The organism is Naasia sp. SYSU D00948, from assembly GCF_017916515.1.
In the GTDB taxonomy this organism is placed as follows: Bacteria; Actinomycetota; Actinomycetes; order Actinomycetales; family Microbacteriaceae; genus Naasia.
This window is the reverse complement of the sequence record NZ_JAFMTA010000001.1, coordinates 1169295-1183311: the sequence shown is the minus strand read 5'-3', so window position 1 is coordinate 1183311 and position 14017 is coordinate 1169295. Positions and strand designations below refer to the sequence as shown.

Annotated in this window: 17 protein-coding genes and 1 tRNA gene; 14 read left to right on the top strand and 4 right to left on the bottom strand. The window is 71.2% G+C overall.

Annotated elements, in window-relative coordinates:
• The first annotated feature begins 27 nt into the window (after positions 1 to 27).
• The 9 genes from J3P30_RS05645 (at position 28) to J3P30_RS15545 (ending at position 6449) form a co-directional block, all read left to right on the top strand.
• On the top strand, positions 28 to 990 hold the full coding sequence (locus J3P30_RS05645) for a metal ABC transporter solute-binding protein, Zn/Mn family (protein ID WP_210479971.1): 963 nt from the start codon (positions 28 to 30) through the stop codon (positions 988 to 990).
• Positions 987 to 1832: a metal ABC transporter ATP-binding protein gene (locus tag J3P30_RS05640; RefSeq protein ID WP_210479970.1), complete on the top strand. Its 846-nt coding sequence runs from the start codon at positions 987 to 989 to the stop codon at positions 1830 to 1832. Before J3P30_RS05645 ends, J3P30_RS05640 begins: the two co-directional genes overlap by 4 nt.
• Positions 1829 to 2695 carry a metal ABC transporter permease gene (locus J3P30_RS05635; RefSeq protein WP_210479969.1) on the top strand — a complete coding sequence of 289 codons (867 nt, stop codon included), beginning with the start codon at positions 1829 to 1831 and terminating at the stop codon, positions 2693 to 2695. The genes J3P30_RS05640 and J3P30_RS05635 overlap by 4 nt, the downstream gene beginning before the upstream one ends.
• Complete coding sequence (locus J3P30_RS05630; RefSeq protein WP_210479968.1) at positions 2692 to 3078, top strand: Fur family transcriptional regulator; 387 nt, start codon at positions 2692 to 2694, stop codon at positions 3076 to 3078. Before J3P30_RS05635 ends, J3P30_RS05630 begins: the two co-directional genes overlap by 4 nt.
• A gap of 274 nt (positions 3079 to 3352) precedes the next feature.
• On the top strand, positions 3353 to 3589 hold the full coding sequence (rpmB, locus tag J3P30_RS05625) for a 50S ribosomal protein L28 (RefSeq protein ID WP_210479967.1): 237 nt from the start codon (positions 3353 to 3355) through the stop codon (positions 3587 to 3589).
• Positions 3589 to 3756 (top strand): 50S ribosomal protein L33, encoded by a 168-nt coding sequence (gene rpmG, locus J3P30_RS05620; RefSeq protein ID WP_210479966.1) that lies wholly within the window; start codon positions 3589 to 3591, stop codon positions 3754 to 3756. Before rpmB ends, rpmG begins: the two co-directional genes overlap by 1 nt.
• Before the next feature lie 3 nt (positions 3757 to 3759).
• The gene (rpsN, locus tag J3P30_RS05615; RefSeq protein WP_210479965.1) at positions 3760 to 4065 is read left to right on the top strand and encodes a 30S ribosomal protein S14; all 306 of its coding nucleotides are present in this window, start codon (positions 3760 to 3762) and stop codon (positions 4063 to 4065) included.
• Between the two features lie 108 nt (positions 4066 to 4173).
• Positions 4174 to 4455 (top strand): HU family DNA-binding protein, encoded by a 282-nt coding sequence (locus J3P30_RS05610; protein ID WP_210479964.1) that lies wholly within the window; start codon positions 4174 to 4176, stop codon positions 4453 to 4455.
• A gap of 86 nt (positions 4456 to 4541) precedes the next feature.
• Positions 4542 to 6449, top strand: coding sequence for a cytochrome c oxidase assembly protein (locus J3P30_RS15545; RefSeq protein ID WP_210479963.1), 1908 nt, complete (start codon positions 4542 to 4544; stop codon positions 6447 to 6449).
• Positions 6450 to 6461: 12 nt separating this feature from the next.
• Here the strand turns inward: J3P30_RS15545 and J3P30_RS05600 are convergent, their stop codons facing one another.
• On the bottom strand, positions 6462 to 7484 hold the full coding sequence (locus J3P30_RS05600) for a hypothetical protein (RefSeq protein WP_210479962.1): 1023 nt from the start codon (positions 7482 to 7484) through the stop codon (positions 6462 to 6464).
• 68 nt (positions 7485 to 7552) lie between these two features.
• On the opposite strand from J3P30_RS05600, the gene J3P30_RS05595 reads away from it, so the two are divergent.
• Positions 7553 to 8857 (top strand): ATP-dependent RecD-like DNA helicase, encoded by a 1305-nt coding sequence (locus J3P30_RS05595; RefSeq protein ID WP_210479961.1) that lies wholly within the window; start codon positions 7553 to 7555, stop codon positions 8855 to 8857.
• Here the strand turns inward: J3P30_RS05595 and J3P30_RS05590 are convergent.
• Positions 8851 to 9396, bottom strand: a complete 546-nt coding sequence (locus J3P30_RS05590) for a hypothetical protein (protein ID WP_210479960.1) — start codon at positions 9394 to 9396, stop codon at positions 8851 to 8853. The two genes, J3P30_RS05595 and J3P30_RS05590, sit on opposite strands and share 7 nt — an antisense overlap.
• 73 nt (positions 9397 to 9469) lie before the next feature.
• A complete protein-coding gene (locus J3P30_RS05585) occupies positions 9470 to 9916 on the bottom strand; it encodes a DUF4383 domain-containing protein (protein ID WP_210479959.1) in 447 nt (148 codons plus the stop codon).
• 321 nt (positions 9917 to 10237) lie between these two features.
• Between J3P30_RS05585 and J3P30_RS15105 the strand changes: the two genes are divergently transcribed.
• From J3P30_RS15105 to J3P30_RS05575, 3 genes are read left to right on the top strand one after another with little or no spacing between them, the layout of a single operon-like run.
• A complete protein-coding gene (locus J3P30_RS15105) occupies positions 10238 to 11224 on the top strand; it encodes a glycosyltransferase family 2 protein (RefSeq protein WP_246852716.1) in 987 nt (328 codons plus the stop codon).
• A complete protein-coding gene (locus tag J3P30_RS05580; RefSeq protein ID WP_307807409.1) occupies positions 11221 to 11955 on the top strand; it encodes a polysaccharide deacetylase family protein in 735 nt (244 codons plus the stop codon). The genes J3P30_RS15105 and J3P30_RS05580 overlap by 4 nt, the downstream gene beginning before the upstream one ends.
• Before the next feature lie 28 nt (positions 11956 to 11983).
• Complete coding sequence (locus tag J3P30_RS05575) at positions 11984 to 13258, top strand: nucleotide sugar dehydrogenase (RefSeq protein WP_307807408.1); 1275 nt, start codon at positions 11984 to 11986, stop codon at positions 13256 to 13258.
• A gap of 24 nt (positions 13259 to 13282) precedes the next feature.
• On the opposite strand, the gene J3P30_RS05570 is transcribed toward J3P30_RS05575, so the two are convergent.
• A tRNA-Gly gene (locus J3P30_RS05570) sits at positions 13283 to 13353 on the bottom strand.
• 57 nt (positions 13354 to 13410) lie between these two features.
• On the opposite strand from J3P30_RS05570, the gene dcd reads away from it, so the two are divergent.
• Positions 13411 to 14016 carry a dCTP deaminase gene (gene dcd / locus J3P30_RS05565; RefSeq protein WP_210479956.1) on the top strand — a complete coding sequence of 202 codons (606 nt, stop codon included), beginning with the start codon at positions 13411 to 13413 and terminating at the stop codon, positions 14014 to 14016.
• Position 14017: the final 1 nt, after the last annotated feature.

Here is a 14017-nt window from a genome sequence, read left to right as displayed (position 1 = left end):
AGAGAGCCGTGCCCGAGAGGAACGCCCGTGAAACTCCTGCCCGCCCGCGCGGTGCCCGCCCTGACCGTGTCCGCCCTCGTCGCGGCACTCACCGGCTGCGCAGCTCCGGCGGCGACGAGCGACGAGGGGATCTCGCTGGTGGCGTCGACCGATGTGTGGGCGTCCGTGGCCCAGGCCGTCGCGGGCGACCGCGTCGAGGTGACCGCGATCATCGACAGTCCCGACAAGGACCCGCACGAGTACGAGGCGACCGCTCGCGATCAGCTCGCCGTCTCGCGTGCCGACCTCGTCGTCGAGAACGGCGGCGGCTACGACCCGTTCCTCCACACCCTGCTCGACGCGTCCGGCGCCGAGCCCGTCGTGATCAGCGCCGTGGAGCTGTCGGGGCTCGCTCCCGAGGAGGAGCACGAAGGCGAGGAGCACGACGAGGGCGAGGCGCACGCGGACGAGCACGAGCACATCGAGGGGTTCAACGAGCACGTCTGGTACGACCTCGGCACCGCGGGTGCCGTCGCGGAGGCCGTCGCCGAGGAGCTGAGCCGCCTCGACCCCGCGGGGAAGGGCGCCTACGCCGAGAACCTCGCCGGCTTCCGGGCCGCCCTCGCGGCGATCGAGGCGCAGCTCGGCGACCTGCACACGCAGGCCGAGGGGATGTCCGCGCTCGTGACCGAGCCCGTCCCGCTGTGGCTGCTGTCCGCGGCCGGCTTCACCGATGCGACGCCCGCCGAGTTCTCCGAGGCGGTCGAGGAGGGCAGCGACGTCGCCCCGGCCGTCCTCCAGGATGTCCTGACCGCGCTCGCGAGCGGCGGGATCGCCCTCCTCGCGTACAACGAGCAGGCGGAGACGTCGCAGACCGAGCGCGTCCGCGAGACCGCCGAGGCCGCCGGGATCCCGGTGGTCGCCTTCACGGAGACGCTCCCCGAGGGGGAGGACTACGTCACGTGGATGGAGGGGAACGTGGAGCGGGTGGCCGCCGCGGTCTCGGGATGAGCACGGAGACGGTCCCGACGACGGTTCCGTCGACCCGGGCGGCGGCGCCCGTCGTCTCGGTGCGCGACGCCGCGCTCGAGCTCGGCGGTCGCACGCTGTGGTCGCACCTCGATCTGGAGCTCTCCCCTGGAGAGCTCGTCGTGGTCCTCGGACCCAACGGCGCGGGCAAGAGCAGCCTGCTCCGGGTGCTCCTCGGCAGCCTCGAGCTCGCCTCCGGCACCGCGCAGGTGCTCGGCGGACCTCCCGGCAGCGCGGGCGGGCGCATCGGATACGTGCCGCAGCAGAAGCTGTTCGACCGGGGCGCTCCCCTCCGCGCCAAGGACTTGGTGGGACTCGGCTTCGACGGCCCCCGGCCGGGGATCACCCTGCGCGGGGCGGCCAAGGCGCGCGCCGTGCGGTCCGCGCTCGAGCGCGTGGACGCGCAGCACTACGCGTCGCGACCGGTCGGGCGCCTCTCCGGCGGCGAGCAGCAGCGGCTCCGGATCGCGCAGTCGTTCGTCTCCTCCCCCGAGCTCCTCCTCTGCGACGAGCCGCTGCTCTCCCTCGACCTCGGTCACCAGCGTGCTGTGCTCGACGCCATCGACGAGTACCGGCGGGGAGCCGGGGCGGGCGTGCTGCTCGTCACGCACGACGTGAATCCCCTCCTCGGGATGGTCGACCGGGTGCTCTACCTGGCCCCGGCCGGCCACCGTCTCGGCGCACCGTCGGAGGTGCTCACCGGACCCGTGCTGTCGGAGCTCTACGGCCTGCACGTGGACGTCCTCGACGTCCACGGCCGCGTCGTCGTGGTGGCGGGCGGCAGCGGCGACGACGAGGGCCTCGGAACGGGGGGCCACGCGTGAGCCTCGACGAGCTCTGGTCGACGCTGTTCGACTTCTCCGACTACGGGGCGCTGCTCGCGCTGCTCTGGAACTCGGTCCTGGCGGGCGCCGTGCTCGGGGTCGTCGGCGGGGTGATCGGCTACTTCGTCATGGCGCGCGACCTCGCGTTCGCGGTGCACGGCATCAGCGAGCTGTCCTTCGCGGGCGCCTCCGCGGCGCTGCTCCTCGGCGTCAACGTCGTGGCCGGCTCGATCGGAGGCTCCCTGATCGCAGCGCTCCTGATCGGTCTGCTCGGCTCCCGTGCCCGCGACCGGAACTCGATCATCGGCGTGCTGATGCCGTTCGGGCTCGGGCTCGGGATCCTCTTCCTCGCCCTCCATCCCGGGAGGAGCTCGAACAAGTTCGGCCTGCTGACCGGTCAGATCGTGGCCGTGGACAATCCGCAGCTGGCCTCCCTGGTCGTCGTCGCGGTCATCGTGCTCGGCGGCCTGCTCCTCATGTGGCGGCCGCTCCTGTTCGCGAGCCTCGACGAGGAGGTCGCGGCGGCACGGGGAGTCCCGGTGCGGCGGCTCTCGATCGCGTTCATGGTGCTGCTGGCGCTCGCGACCGCGGTCTCGCTGCACATCGTCGGCGCCCTCCTGGTCCTGGCGCTGCTCGTGACGCCCGCCGCGGCGGCGCTCCGGGTCGCGACCTCTCCCCCGCTGGTGGTCGGTCTGAGCGTGCTGTTCGCGACGACGTCGACCGTCGGCGGAATCCTGCTCGCGCTCGGCTCGAGCATCCCGATCAGTCCCTACGTGACGACGATCTCGTTCACCATCTACCTGGTGTGCCGCCTGGTCGACACAGCTCGCCACCGAGGCCGCCGCCTACACTGGGCGCGATGAAGCGCAACACCTGGCAGCGGCAGGCGGTGCGGGACGCTCTCGGCGAGCGGCCGGGATTCGTCAGCGCGCAGGAGCTGCACGCGTCGCTCCGGGAGTCCGGCTCGCCCATCGGGCTTGCGACGGTCTACCGGGCGCTCGCGGACCTCGCGGTCGAGGGCGACGCCGACTCGCTGCAGTCCGACGAGGGCGAGGCGCTCTACCGGGCGTGCGCGTCGTCACGGCACCACCACCACCTCATCTGCCGCAGCTGCGGCCGCACCGAGGAGATCGAGGCCGACGACGTCGAGGAGTGGGCGGCCGCGACCGCCGCCCGGCACGGCTACACGGAGGCGCGCCACATCATCGACGTGTTCGGGCTCTGCCCCGCCTGCTCCGCAGGCTGACGACACCGGCGCTCGCTCAGCAGGCACTTGTGCCGTTCAGCAGGGCGGGAATGCGCCCGCTCCTGCTGTGGAAGACCACGCATGCCTGCTGAGCGATAGGACGCCGCTCGGTTGCGGCTCGCCTCTCGAGTCCGTAAGATCGACGTTTGGCCGTCCGGGCCCGACCCGGCCGTGCAGTGCGCATTCCCCCCGATCTCCATTCGCGGGATGTTCTGCGTGCAGACAAGTGATCTTGGGCGGAGCCGTTCGGCTCCGCGGTATCTGAGGAGGAACCGTGGCAGCAGTCTGCCAGGTGACCGGGGCCACGCCAGGCTTCGGGCACAACATCTCGCACTCGCACCGGCGCACCAAGCGCCGTTTCGACCCGAACGTGCAGAAGCGCACCTACTACGTGCCGTCCCTGCGCCGGAACGTCACGCTCAATGTCAGCGCCAAGGGCATCAAGGTGATCGACGCCCGTGGCATCGAGTCCGTGGTCAAGGACATCCTGGCCCGTGGGGAGAAGATCTGATGGCCAAGCAGCAGGACGTCCGCCCCATCATCAAGCTCCGCTCGACGGCCGGCACCGGGTACACCTACGTGACCCGCAAGAACCGTCGCAACAACCCCGACCGCATCGTGCTCAAGAAGTACGACCCGGTGATCCGCAAGCACGTCGAATTCCGCGAGGAGCGGTAAAGCATGGCCAAGAAGAGCAAGATCGCCCGCAACGAGCAGCGCAAGGTTGTCGTCGACCGCTATGTCGCGAAGCGCGCCGAGCTGAAGAAGGCGCTCGTCGACCCCACGTCGACGGACGAGCAGCGCGAGGCGGCCCGCGTCGGCCTGCAGAAGCTGCCGCGCGACGCCTCGCCGGTCCGCCTGCGCAACCGGGACGCGGTCGACGGCCGTCCTCGGGGAAACATCCGGAAGTTCGGAATCTCGCGAGTGCGTTTCCGGGAAATGGCCCATCGGGGCGAATTGCCGGGCATCACGAAGTCAAGCTGGTAAGTTACTGGGCGGTCAACCTTGACCGCTGGGCTAACTGCCCCCATCGTGATACACGACAAGACAGATGGCCGTCTTTCCCAGGATGGCGCAGTCCCGAGGAGGACTTATATGGCATCGCTGAACCGCACCGATCTCGTGGCCGCCGTCGCGGCTGAGTCCGGCCAGAGCCAGGCCGCCGTCAACGGCGTGCTCGACGCTCTGTTCTCGACCCTCGCCAAGAGCGTCGCCGCGGGCGACAAGGTGACCATCCCGGGGTGGCTCGCCGTGGAGCAGACCTCGCGTGCCGCGCGCACGGGTCGCAACCCGCAGACCGGTGAGCCGATCGAGATCGCCGCGAGCAAGGGCGTGAAGATCAGCGCCGGCAGCAAGCTGAAGGCCGCCGCCCGCTGAGCCGGGATCGCCAGTAGACGAGGGGATGCGCGAGAGCGCATCCCCTTCGTCTTTCCCGGCCGACCGCGCCGTCTAGGCTTGCCGTCGTGCCTTCCGGACCGCTCGACGCACCGGCGGCGCGCCTTCTCGGAACCGGCGGTCTGGTCGCCGCCTCGCTCCTCGCCCTCTTCGTCGCGCTCGCCTTCGGCGGAGGTGCGGCGGCCCTCCTCGTCGACGACCCCGGTCCGATCGTCCGCATCGGCCTCCCGCTCGGGAAGCTCATCGTCGACCTGGCGGTCTCCGTCACCCTAGGTGCCCTGGCGCTCGTGGCACTGGTCCTCGGGGGATCCCGGGAGATCGGCCGCGCCCTCGACATCGCCGCTGCGGCCGCCGGGGTATGGACCGTCGCCGCGGCGGTAACCGGGCTGCTGACCTTCCTCAGCGTGACGGGGCTGCCGCTGTCCTTCGACGAGACCTTCGGCGCCCAGCTCGGCTTCTTCCTCACCTCGGTGGACACCGGGGAGGCCTGGCTCGTCACGACCCTCCTCGCGGCCGCGCTCACCGTGCTGTGCTTCGCCGTCCGGTCGCGGCCCGCCCTGCTCCTCGTGCTCGCCCTCGCGGTCGCCGCAGTGCTGCCGCTCGCCGGGGAGGGCCACAGTGCGGGTGCTGGAACCCACGAGGAGGCGGTCGCGGCCCTTGCGCTGCACCTCGTCTTCGTGGCCGTGTGGCTGGGCGGCCTCCTCACGATCCTCCTCCTCCGCCGCACGCTCGGGACCACGCTGGCCGAGGTCGTCGCACGCTACTCCGCGCTCGCCCTGCTGTGCTTCTGCGTGGTCGCGGTGTCCGGGTACGTCAGCGCGGAGCTCCGGATCGGGGCCCTCGACCGGCTCGCGACGCCGTACGGGCTGCTCGTGGTCGCCAAGGTCCTGGCGCTGCTCGCCCTCGGAGCGATCGGCGCGGTCCACCGGCGCTGGATCGTCCGGCGCGCACAAGGGGGAGCGGCGCGCTGGTTCTGGATGCTCGTCGTGGCCGAGCTCGCGGTGATGGGAGTCGCGACGGGGACCGCGGCCGCCCTGGCCCGCACGTCCCCGCCCGTCGACGACGAGGCGGCCGTTCCGGACGACTCGCCCGCCGCCGTGCTCACCGGCCAGGCCCTGCCGCCGCCGCTCGATCCCGCACAGCTCCTCGTGCAGGCCCGGCTCGAGCTCGTGTGGCTGGTCGCCGCCGGCGTCGCCGCCGCGTACTACCTGGCGGGAGTCGTGCGGCTGGCCCGGCGGGGCGAGCGGTGGCCTGTGGCCCGGACCGCCTCCTGGCTCGCCGGTGTCCTGGTGCTCGTCGCGGTCACCTCGGGCGGCGTCGGCGTCTACGCACGGCACCTCTTCAGCGCTCAGATGGGGGCCGGGGCGGCGCTCGGCGTGCTGATCCCCGTCCTCCTCGTCGCGGCGGCGCCGTTCGGGCTGCTCGCGGAGGCCGCCGTTCCACGGTCGGACGGCAGTCGCGGCGTGCGGGAGTGGGTCGAGCTCGCGCGCGGCACCCGATGGGTCCGGTCGCTCGCGCACCCGCTCGTCGTCGCGGTGGTCGCTGTGCTGTCGCCGTGGCTGTTGCTGTACTCGCCCGCGTTCCGCTGGTTCGTCACCGACGCGGCCGGGCGGCAGACAGTCGTCGCGGTCCTCCTCGTCACCGGGGTCCTGGTGGTCGGGGCGGCCCTCCACCGAGGACGCGCCGCCGCTCTCGGGGCCGTCGCCGGTGCCCTGTCGTGGGCGGCGGTGGGAGTCCTGCTGCTCGTCGGCGACACCCTCCTGCTCGTGGACTGGTACGGCGCGATGGGATGGCCCGGTCCTGCCATCGAGGATCAGCGGCGCGGGGGAGCGGTCCTTCTCGTCGCCGCCGCGCTGCCCCTCGCGATCGTCGGTGCGGTCGGGCTTCGTCGGAGGCGGGAAGCCCCTCCGCGTCCCGCCGGATCCCCGGAGTCGCGCTACCGCTCGATGCTCGAGAGGGCCGGGCGCTCCGGCTGACGGCCCCCTGGGTCAGGGCTGGACGGCGCGGATGTCGAGGCCGCCGTCGTCGCGGAGCGCGAGAACGTACGCGACTCGGAATGGGACGTCCTCGTCCAGCTCCGACACCGATCCGTCGAACAGGGACAGCACGCTGACACGGATGTGCGCGGTGCCCTCCGTAGGCGGAACCGTCCAGGCGAAGGTGCCGTCGTCCAGCACCTGAGGCTGTATGCCGATCCGCGGATACGACGCGATCGACCACCGGGGGGCGCCCAGGATGCGGTCGTCGAGGACCTTCCGGAACGGGCACCCGGCGGGCTGCAGCACCTCCTGCTTCGCACAGCCGTCGAGGAACTCGTCCACCTCCGCCTGCACCGTCTCGACGAAGACGTCACCGGCACGGACCTCCACCGTCGCCTCGGCCGGCGCCGAAGCACTCGGGACGTCCACCGCGACCTCCTCCGCCGTGAGGTAGCGGCTGTCGTGATCGAGGACGAGCCGGGCCGGTGACAGGACGGCCAGCTCCAGCGCCCACACCCCGGGCCCGACCTCCTCCGCTCCCTCGATCTGCTCGCCGTTCAGGCGAAAGTGCTCGTCCCCGCGCACCGTCACGGCGAGCCGACCGACCGGAGACTCCTCGAAGCGCCAGCCCTGAAAGACGAGGAAGGTCGGCGCCGAGGCGCGGACGAGGAATTCGGTGCGAGCGGGGGAGTCGCCGGCGCGGTACTCCACGAGCACGCGGTGCAGCCCGCCGCCCTCGTCGGTGTCGGACACCACACGGTGTCCGGCGAGCCCCGGCAGTGCGTCCCTCTGGAGGGCCGCGGTGGACACGCCCTGCGGGACCTCGACTCCCGGCAGCTCGAGGGCGGTCGCCAGGTCGCGCCGTTGGAGTGCGTCCAGGTAGCGGTCGACGAACCCCGCGGCGCTGTAGATGCCCGAGTTGAGGGCGACGACGACCGCCGTGAACGCCACGGGAACGAGCGCGAGGAACACGATCCAGCGCGTCAGGTCCCGTCGGGAGGCACGTCGGGCGTCCCCCTCCCAGCCCCCCATGCCGCCATCCTAGGGCGGCTCTCGCGCGGGGCGCCGAGGAGCGGCGGCGGCGGAGGTAGATTGACCGGATGCTTCCCGGACTGTCCCCCGAGCAGCAGGCGGTGTTCGACGCGATCGAGGGCACGCGCCGGCACATCTTCGTCACGGGCCGCGCGGGAACCGGCAAGTCGACGCTCCTCAACCACCTGTCCTGGCACAGCGAGAAGCAGCTCGTCGTGTGCGCGCCCACCGGCGTCGCCGCCCTGAACGTGGGCGGCCAGACGATCCACTCCCTCTTCAAGCTTCCGATCGGCGTCATCGCCGATCGCGACCTCGACGACGACCGGGACCTCCGCAAGCTGCTGGCCGCGATCGACACGGTGGTCATCGACGAGGTCTCCATGGTGAACGCGGACCTGCTCGACGCTGTCGACCGCCGCCTGCGGTGGGCGCGGCAGCGGAAGGAGCCGTTCGGCGGCGCGCAGGTCGTCCTGTTCGGCGATCCGTTCCAGCTCGCGCCGGTTCCGGGCGACGGCGACGAGAGGGCCTACTTCGCCGACAACTACCGCTCGATGTGGTTCTTCGACGCGAAGGTGTGGGAGGAGACCGAGCTCTCGGTCCTCGAGCTGCGGCAGATCCACCGTCAGCAGGACGACGGCTTCAAGGTCATGCTGAACGCGGTGCGACACGGCCGCGTGACCGCCGAGATCGCCGGCATGCTGAACGGGGCAGGAGCGCGGCCGGTTCCCGAGCAGCCGCCCATCACGCTCGCCACGAGGAACGACAGCGTCAACCGCATCAACGCGCGGGCGCTCGCCGCGCTGCCCGGCCGGGAGTCGACCGCGCGAGCGGAGGTCAACGGGGACTTCGCCGGGCGCGCCTTCCCCGCGGAGGAGGCCCTCGAGCTGAAGCCGGGTGCGCACGTCATGTTCCTCCGGAACGACCCGGACGGCCGCTGGGTGAACGGAACGGTGGGCATCGTGCACCGGATCCGCAACACGGTCACCGTCGAGGTCGGGGGAGAGGAGCACGAGGTGCTCCCGGTGACCTGGGAGCGGCATCGCTACACGTACTCGGCCGCGACGAAGCGCCTGGACCGCGAGGTGGTCGCCGACTTCACGCAGTTCCCGCTGCGGCTGGCGTGGGCGGTGACGATCCACAAGTCCCAGGGCAAGACCTATGACGCGGCGATCGTCGACCTCGGCTCCCGCGTGTTCTCGGCGGGTCAGACCTACGTCGCGCTCAGCAGGCTGACCTCGATCGAGGGGCTGTACCTCAGCCGCCCGCTCGTGCCACGGGACATCATCGTCGACCGGGACGTGATCCGGTTCATGACGAGCGCGGCCCGGGTCCCGGTCGGAGCGGCGACTGGAGGGTCGGCCTCCGCTCAGTGAGCGTCGTGCCCGGCGTCGCCGGGGACCTCGACGGAGTGCCCGTGGCCGTGAGGCCCGTTCATCGCGTCGATGCCGGCCTGGGTCTGCCCGAGGGCCGGAAGGGTGAGCGCGCTCATGACGAGGGCGCCCGCCGTGAGGCCGAGCACGGTCCAGCCTGCGGCCGGTTCGGCGGCCGGCAGAGGTGAGGCGTCGGGGGAGCGGCGGAGGGACACGGCCATCGCGACCCCGACCACCACGTCGAGGAGCGTCGCGCTGGCCAGCGCGACCGGAGGCAGGTTCTCGACCGTCGCGCCGACGGCGTCCCCGAGGACGAGCGCCGACGCCCACGCGACGAGGGGGAGCAGCGAGCCGACCAGGGCGAGCTGCCGCAGAGGGAAGCGGGAGGTGACCATCGTCGCGACGCACCAGGCGATCTCGGCGGCGCCGAGGACGAGGAAGACCGCGAGAAGGACCGGCGGCGCTCCCGCGGCGACGGCCAGATGGATCAGACCGGCGCCGAGAGCGGCGAAGGCGATCCAGATCCGGGTCAGGGCGATCACTGTCGCGCCTCCTGGAGGTGAGGGGGAAGGGTGCGGCCGGCGCTCGCGCGCCGGCCGCAGGAAGGGGAGTGCGTCAGATCGCCGCGCGGGAGCGGGCGACGTCCTTGTCCGCGCCGATGGAGACGCCCAGGAGGACGACCGCGGTCGCGAGGTGCAGGAAGTGGTCAGCGGTGTTGAGGGCGAGGATGTCCACGGGCGTGTCGACGATGAAGAAGCCGACGATGCCGAGGAGCAGGTAGACAGCGCCCACGATCCCGTTGACGGACTTGGCGGCCCGGACGTTGCTGAGTCCCGCGATGAGCAGGGCAGCGCCGATCAGGAGGTGAGCGATGTTGTGGAGCCAGTTCACCTCGAAGATGCCGAGGAGCAGCGTGCCGTTGGGTCCGGCGAAGTCCGCGCCGCCGGTCACGAGGAACCCGAGGAGGGCCACCAGGAGGTAGACCGCACCGAAGATCACGGCGACCAGCCGGTTGGGCGAACGGGTGAGAGGAGACCTGGACGTGCCAGTTGCTGTGCTCAATTTCGTACCTTCCGTTGTGAGCGCGACTCTGGGCCGCACAAGGTGTTCGACACAGCAAACGCTACGGTTTGGCGCAGGTTTCTTGGAGGGGCTTGCCCTTTGCCACAGGGTGCTTCACCCTGTGCGATTTCACAGCAAACCGGGACGTTCTTCTCAGTAGAAGTGCGGCGGCGGCGCCTCGTCTGCTGCTGCCGCGCGGCGTCCCCCCACCCCGAGCCGCGCCTTCTGTCCCCCACATTGGGAAACCCGCGGAATACTCGGCTTTTGCTAATGTCGCGGGCACTGCGCCGAAAACGGCGGCGCTGCGACCGCGAGGTAGGAATGCAGGCTCACGCGCCCGACGGCGATCTCCCGAACATCGTCGTCGCCATCCCGACGTTCAAGCGACCGGAGCGGCTGGCGCAGCTGCTCCCGCTCGTCGGCGTGCACCTGGCCGAGCTGTGCGAGCAGGGACTCGCATCGGCGGGCGGCATCGTGGTCGTCGACAACGACAGCACCGGCTCCGCCCGCACCGTCGTCGAGCCCGCCTATTCGGGCATGCCGACCCGGTATGCCGTCGAGACGAAGCGCGGCATCCCCGCCGTTCGAAACCGGGCACTCGTCGAGTCGGCCGACTTCCGGCTGCTCGCCTTCATCGACGACGACGAGCTTCCGCGCCCCGGATGGCTGTCCTCCCTCGTCGAGACCTGGAGGACGTTCGACCGTCCCGCGGCGGTGATGGGCCGGGTGGTGTCGATCTTCGCCGAGGACGCCGATCCGTGGGTCACGGCGAGCGGGCTGTTCCAGAGGCCTGAGAAGGCGACGGGGACCGAGATCTCCGTGGCCGCGACGGGGAACCTCCTCCTCGACCTCGACCAGGTGCGAGCGAGCGGGGTCACCTTCGACGAGACCATCGGCCTCGGCGGCGGGTCGGACACCCTCTTCAGCATGACGCTCAAGCGCACCGGCGCCCGGATGGTCTGGTGCAACGAGTCCGTCACCGAGGACACCGTGGAGATCGAGCGCCAGACCCGGGCCTGGGCTCTCAAGCGGGCGTACAGCCACGGCAACGTGACCGTCGGGGTCCGGCTCCGCCTCGAGCCGAGTCCCTTCAAGCGGCTGGTCATCCGCCTTCGAGCACTCGGCGGAGGCGCCGGCCGGATCGTGGCCGGCGGCGCCCGCCACCTCCTCGGATGGCTCGTGCGGTCCCAGCGGCATCGAGCACGGGGGCTGCGGCTCGCCTACCGAGGCGCCGGGATGGTCGCCGGAGGCCTCGGCCGCTCCTATGCGGCCTACGCGAGCGCGCACTCGGCGGCGGCCGCTGCGTGAGCGCACTCACCCGACTCGTGCCGACGGGCGTCCGTCGGTGGCTCCGCTCGCACGGGGGACCCTTGGGTTCCGTCGTCGCCGTCCGCACCGAGGATCCGGAGTTCGTCCTCACCTACGACGACGGCCCTGAGCCGGGCGGCACGGACGCCATACTTCCGGTCCTCGCGTCGCGAGGTGCTCGGGCGACGTTCTTCGTCCTGATGACCCGGGTGCGCCGGTATCCGGCCCTCCTGCGCGAGGTCGTGTCCGAGGGGCACGAGGTCGCCCTGCACGGCATCGACCACCGGGCCATCTCCCGGATGTCGTACCGGGAGGTGCTCGAGCGCACGGCCCGCGCGAAGGCCGAGCTCGAGGACGCGGTCGGCCGTGAGGTGCGCTGGCTGCGTCCGCCGTACGGGCTCCAGTCCCTCACCTCCTTCCGCGCAGTGCAGTCGGCCGGGCTGGAGCCGGTCCTCTGGGGTCCGAGCGCCGCCGACTCCCGGCCTGGGACGACCGACGAGCGGCTGCGGCGGGTCCTCCGGGGAGCGGAGCGCGGCGCGATCGTGCTCTCCCACGACGGCTACGCCGAGGTCGAGGACGGCGGGCACGGCGGCAACCGCCCCGAGCTCGACCGGGGACAGCTGGCCGGGCTCGTCCTCGATGCCTACGGAAGTCTGGGGTTGCGGGCGACGTCGCTGTCGAACGCTCTGGCCTCGGGAACGGTCACGCGCGGGCTCTGGTTCCGGCGCTGAAGAAGGACATCGAATGGAAGGGAAGACTGTGACCGCTGAACCGCGCGACACGACGGTCGCCGTGATCGGCCAGGGCTATGTGGGCCTGCCCGTGGCCATGCGGGCCGTCGAAGTCGGCTACAACGTCGTCGGCATCGACCTGGACCCGCGCAGGGTCTCCTCCATCGGCTCGGGCACGTCGCACGTCGACGACATCTCGGACGAGCAGCTCCGGGCGGCGCTGGAGTCGGGCCGCTACCGGGCCACGGCGGACTACAGCGTCGCCGACGGCTTCGACGTCGCGGTGATCACCGTTCCGACTCCGCTCAAGGAGACCCTCCCGGACCTCTCGTTCATCGAGAGCGCCGCTCACTCGCTCGCGCCGCTGCTGAAGGCCGGCGCCATGGTGGTCCTCGAGTCCACCACCTACCCGGGGACCACGCAGGAGCTCCTCGTGCCGATCCTCGAGGAGGGATCGGGGCTCACGACCGGCACCGACCTGTTCGTCGGATACAGCCCCGAGCGCATCGACCCCGGCAACACCAAGTGGGGTCTGCGGGAGACGCCGAAGATCGTCTCCGGGACGGATCCCGCCTCGCTCGCCCGGGTGCAGGAGTTCTACGGGTCGCTCGTCGACACGACCGTGCCCGTCAGCTCGCCCCGCGAGGCGGAGATGGCGAAGCTCCTCGAGAACACCTTCCGCCACGTCAACATCGCGCTGGTGAACGAGCTGGCCGTCTTCGCGAACTCCCTCGGCGTCAACGTCTGGGAGTCGATCGACGCCGCCGCGACCAAGCCGTTCGGCTTCATGAAGTTCACCCCGGGCCCCGGAGTCGGCGGGCACTGCCTTCCGGTCGACCCGAGCTACCTCTCCTGGCAGGTTCGGCGGAAGCTGGGGAAGAACTTCCGCTTCGTCGAGCTCGCCAACGACGTCAACGACAACATGCCGGCCTACGTGCTGCAGCGGGTGAGCCGGCTGCTCAACGACTCCGAGCGGTCGCTGCGGGGCGCACGTGTCCTGCTCCTCGGTCTCGCCTACAAGCGGAACACCGGGGACATCCGCGAGTCGCCCGCTCTTCACCTGGTGGACCTCCTGCACGAGTACGCGGCCGACCTGTCCGCCGTCGACACGCACGTCGAGGACCACCACTGGCCCGCGGACGTGCGGCGCGTGTCGCCGCAGGACGTCGACTACGCCGACTACGACCTCGCGATCCTGCTGACGGACCACGACGACATCGACTACGAGGGGCTGCAGAACGCGTCGATCACCGTGTTCGACACGCGGAACCGGCTGCGCGGTGCCCACGTGGAGCGGCTCTGACGCTCCCGCGGTCGAGGGAATCGGAGCGGGTGACGGGAATCGAACCCGCGCTACCAGCTTGGGAAGCTGGAGTTCTGCCATTGAACTACACCCGCGTGGTGCGCCCGCAGACGCAACGGCCTCCATTGTAGGGGAGCGGCTAAGGTAACCGTGTGCTGCTCTCGGATCGTGACATCCGCTCGGAGATCGCCGCAGGGCGCATCGGTCTGGATCCCCACGACCCGGAGCTGCTCCAGCCCTCGAGCTTCGACGTGCGGCTCGACCGGTACTTCCGGCTGTTCGACAACCACAAGTACCCCTACATCGACCCGGCCGAGGACCAGCCGGACCTCACGCGGCTCGTCGAGACCAGGGCGGACTCCGCGTTCATCCTCCATCCGGGCGAGTTCGTCCTCGGCTCGACGTACGAGCTCGTGACGCTGCCGGACGACATCGCCGCGCGGCTGGAGGGCAAGAGCTCGCTCGGGCGGCTCGGGCTGCTCACGCACTCGACCGCGGGGTTCATCGATCCCGGGTTCTCGGGGCACGTGACCCTCGAGCTCAGCAACGTGGCGACGCTCCCGATCAAGCTCTGGCCCGGGATGAAGATCGGCCAGCTCTGCTTCTTCCGGCTGACCTCCGCCGCCGAGCACCCCTACGGCAGCGGGCGCTACGGGTCCCGGTACCACGGGCAGCGGGGACCGACGGCGTCGCGCTCGCACGTCAACTTCCTGCGCACCGACGTCTCGGTCCGGGACGCCGGGAGGGTGGGCGGCTGAG

What these genes read in the sequence shown, in the direction of transcription:
- J3P30_RS05610 (WP_210479964.1), top strand. Translation starts at nt 4,174, where the DNA reads ATGGCATCGCTGAACCGCACCGATCTCGTGGCCGCCGTCGCGGCTGAG.
- J3P30_RS15105 (WP_246852716.1), top strand. Translation starts at nt 10,238, where the DNA reads ATGCAGGCTCACGCGCCCGACGGCGATCTCCCGAACATCGTCGTCGCC.
- J3P30_RS05595 (WP_210479961.1), top strand. Translation starts at nt 7,553, where the DNA reads ATGCTTCCCGGACTGTCCCCCGAGCAGCAGGCGGTGTTCGACGCGATC.
- rpmG (WP_210479966.1), top strand. Translation starts at nt 3,589, where the DNA reads ATGGCCAAGCAGCAGGACGTCCGCCCCATCATCAAGCTCCGCTCGACG.
- J3P30_RS05600 (WP_210479962.1), bottom strand. Translation starts at nt 7,484, where the DNA reads ATGGGGGGCTGGGAGGGGGACGCCCGACGTGCCTCCCGACGGGACCTG.
- J3P30_RS05630 (WP_210479968.1), top strand. Translation starts at nt 2,692, where the DNA reads ATGAAGCGCAACACCTGGCAGCGGCAGGCGGTGCGGGACGCTCTCGGC.
- rpsN (WP_210479965.1), top strand. Translation starts at nt 3,760, where the DNA reads ATGGCCAAGAAGAGCAAGATCGCCCGCAACGAGCAGCGCAAGGTTGTC.
- J3P30_RS05640 (WP_210479970.1), top strand. Translation starts at nt 987, where the DNA reads ATGAGCACGGAGACGGTCCCGACGACGGTTCCGTCGACCCGGGCGGCG.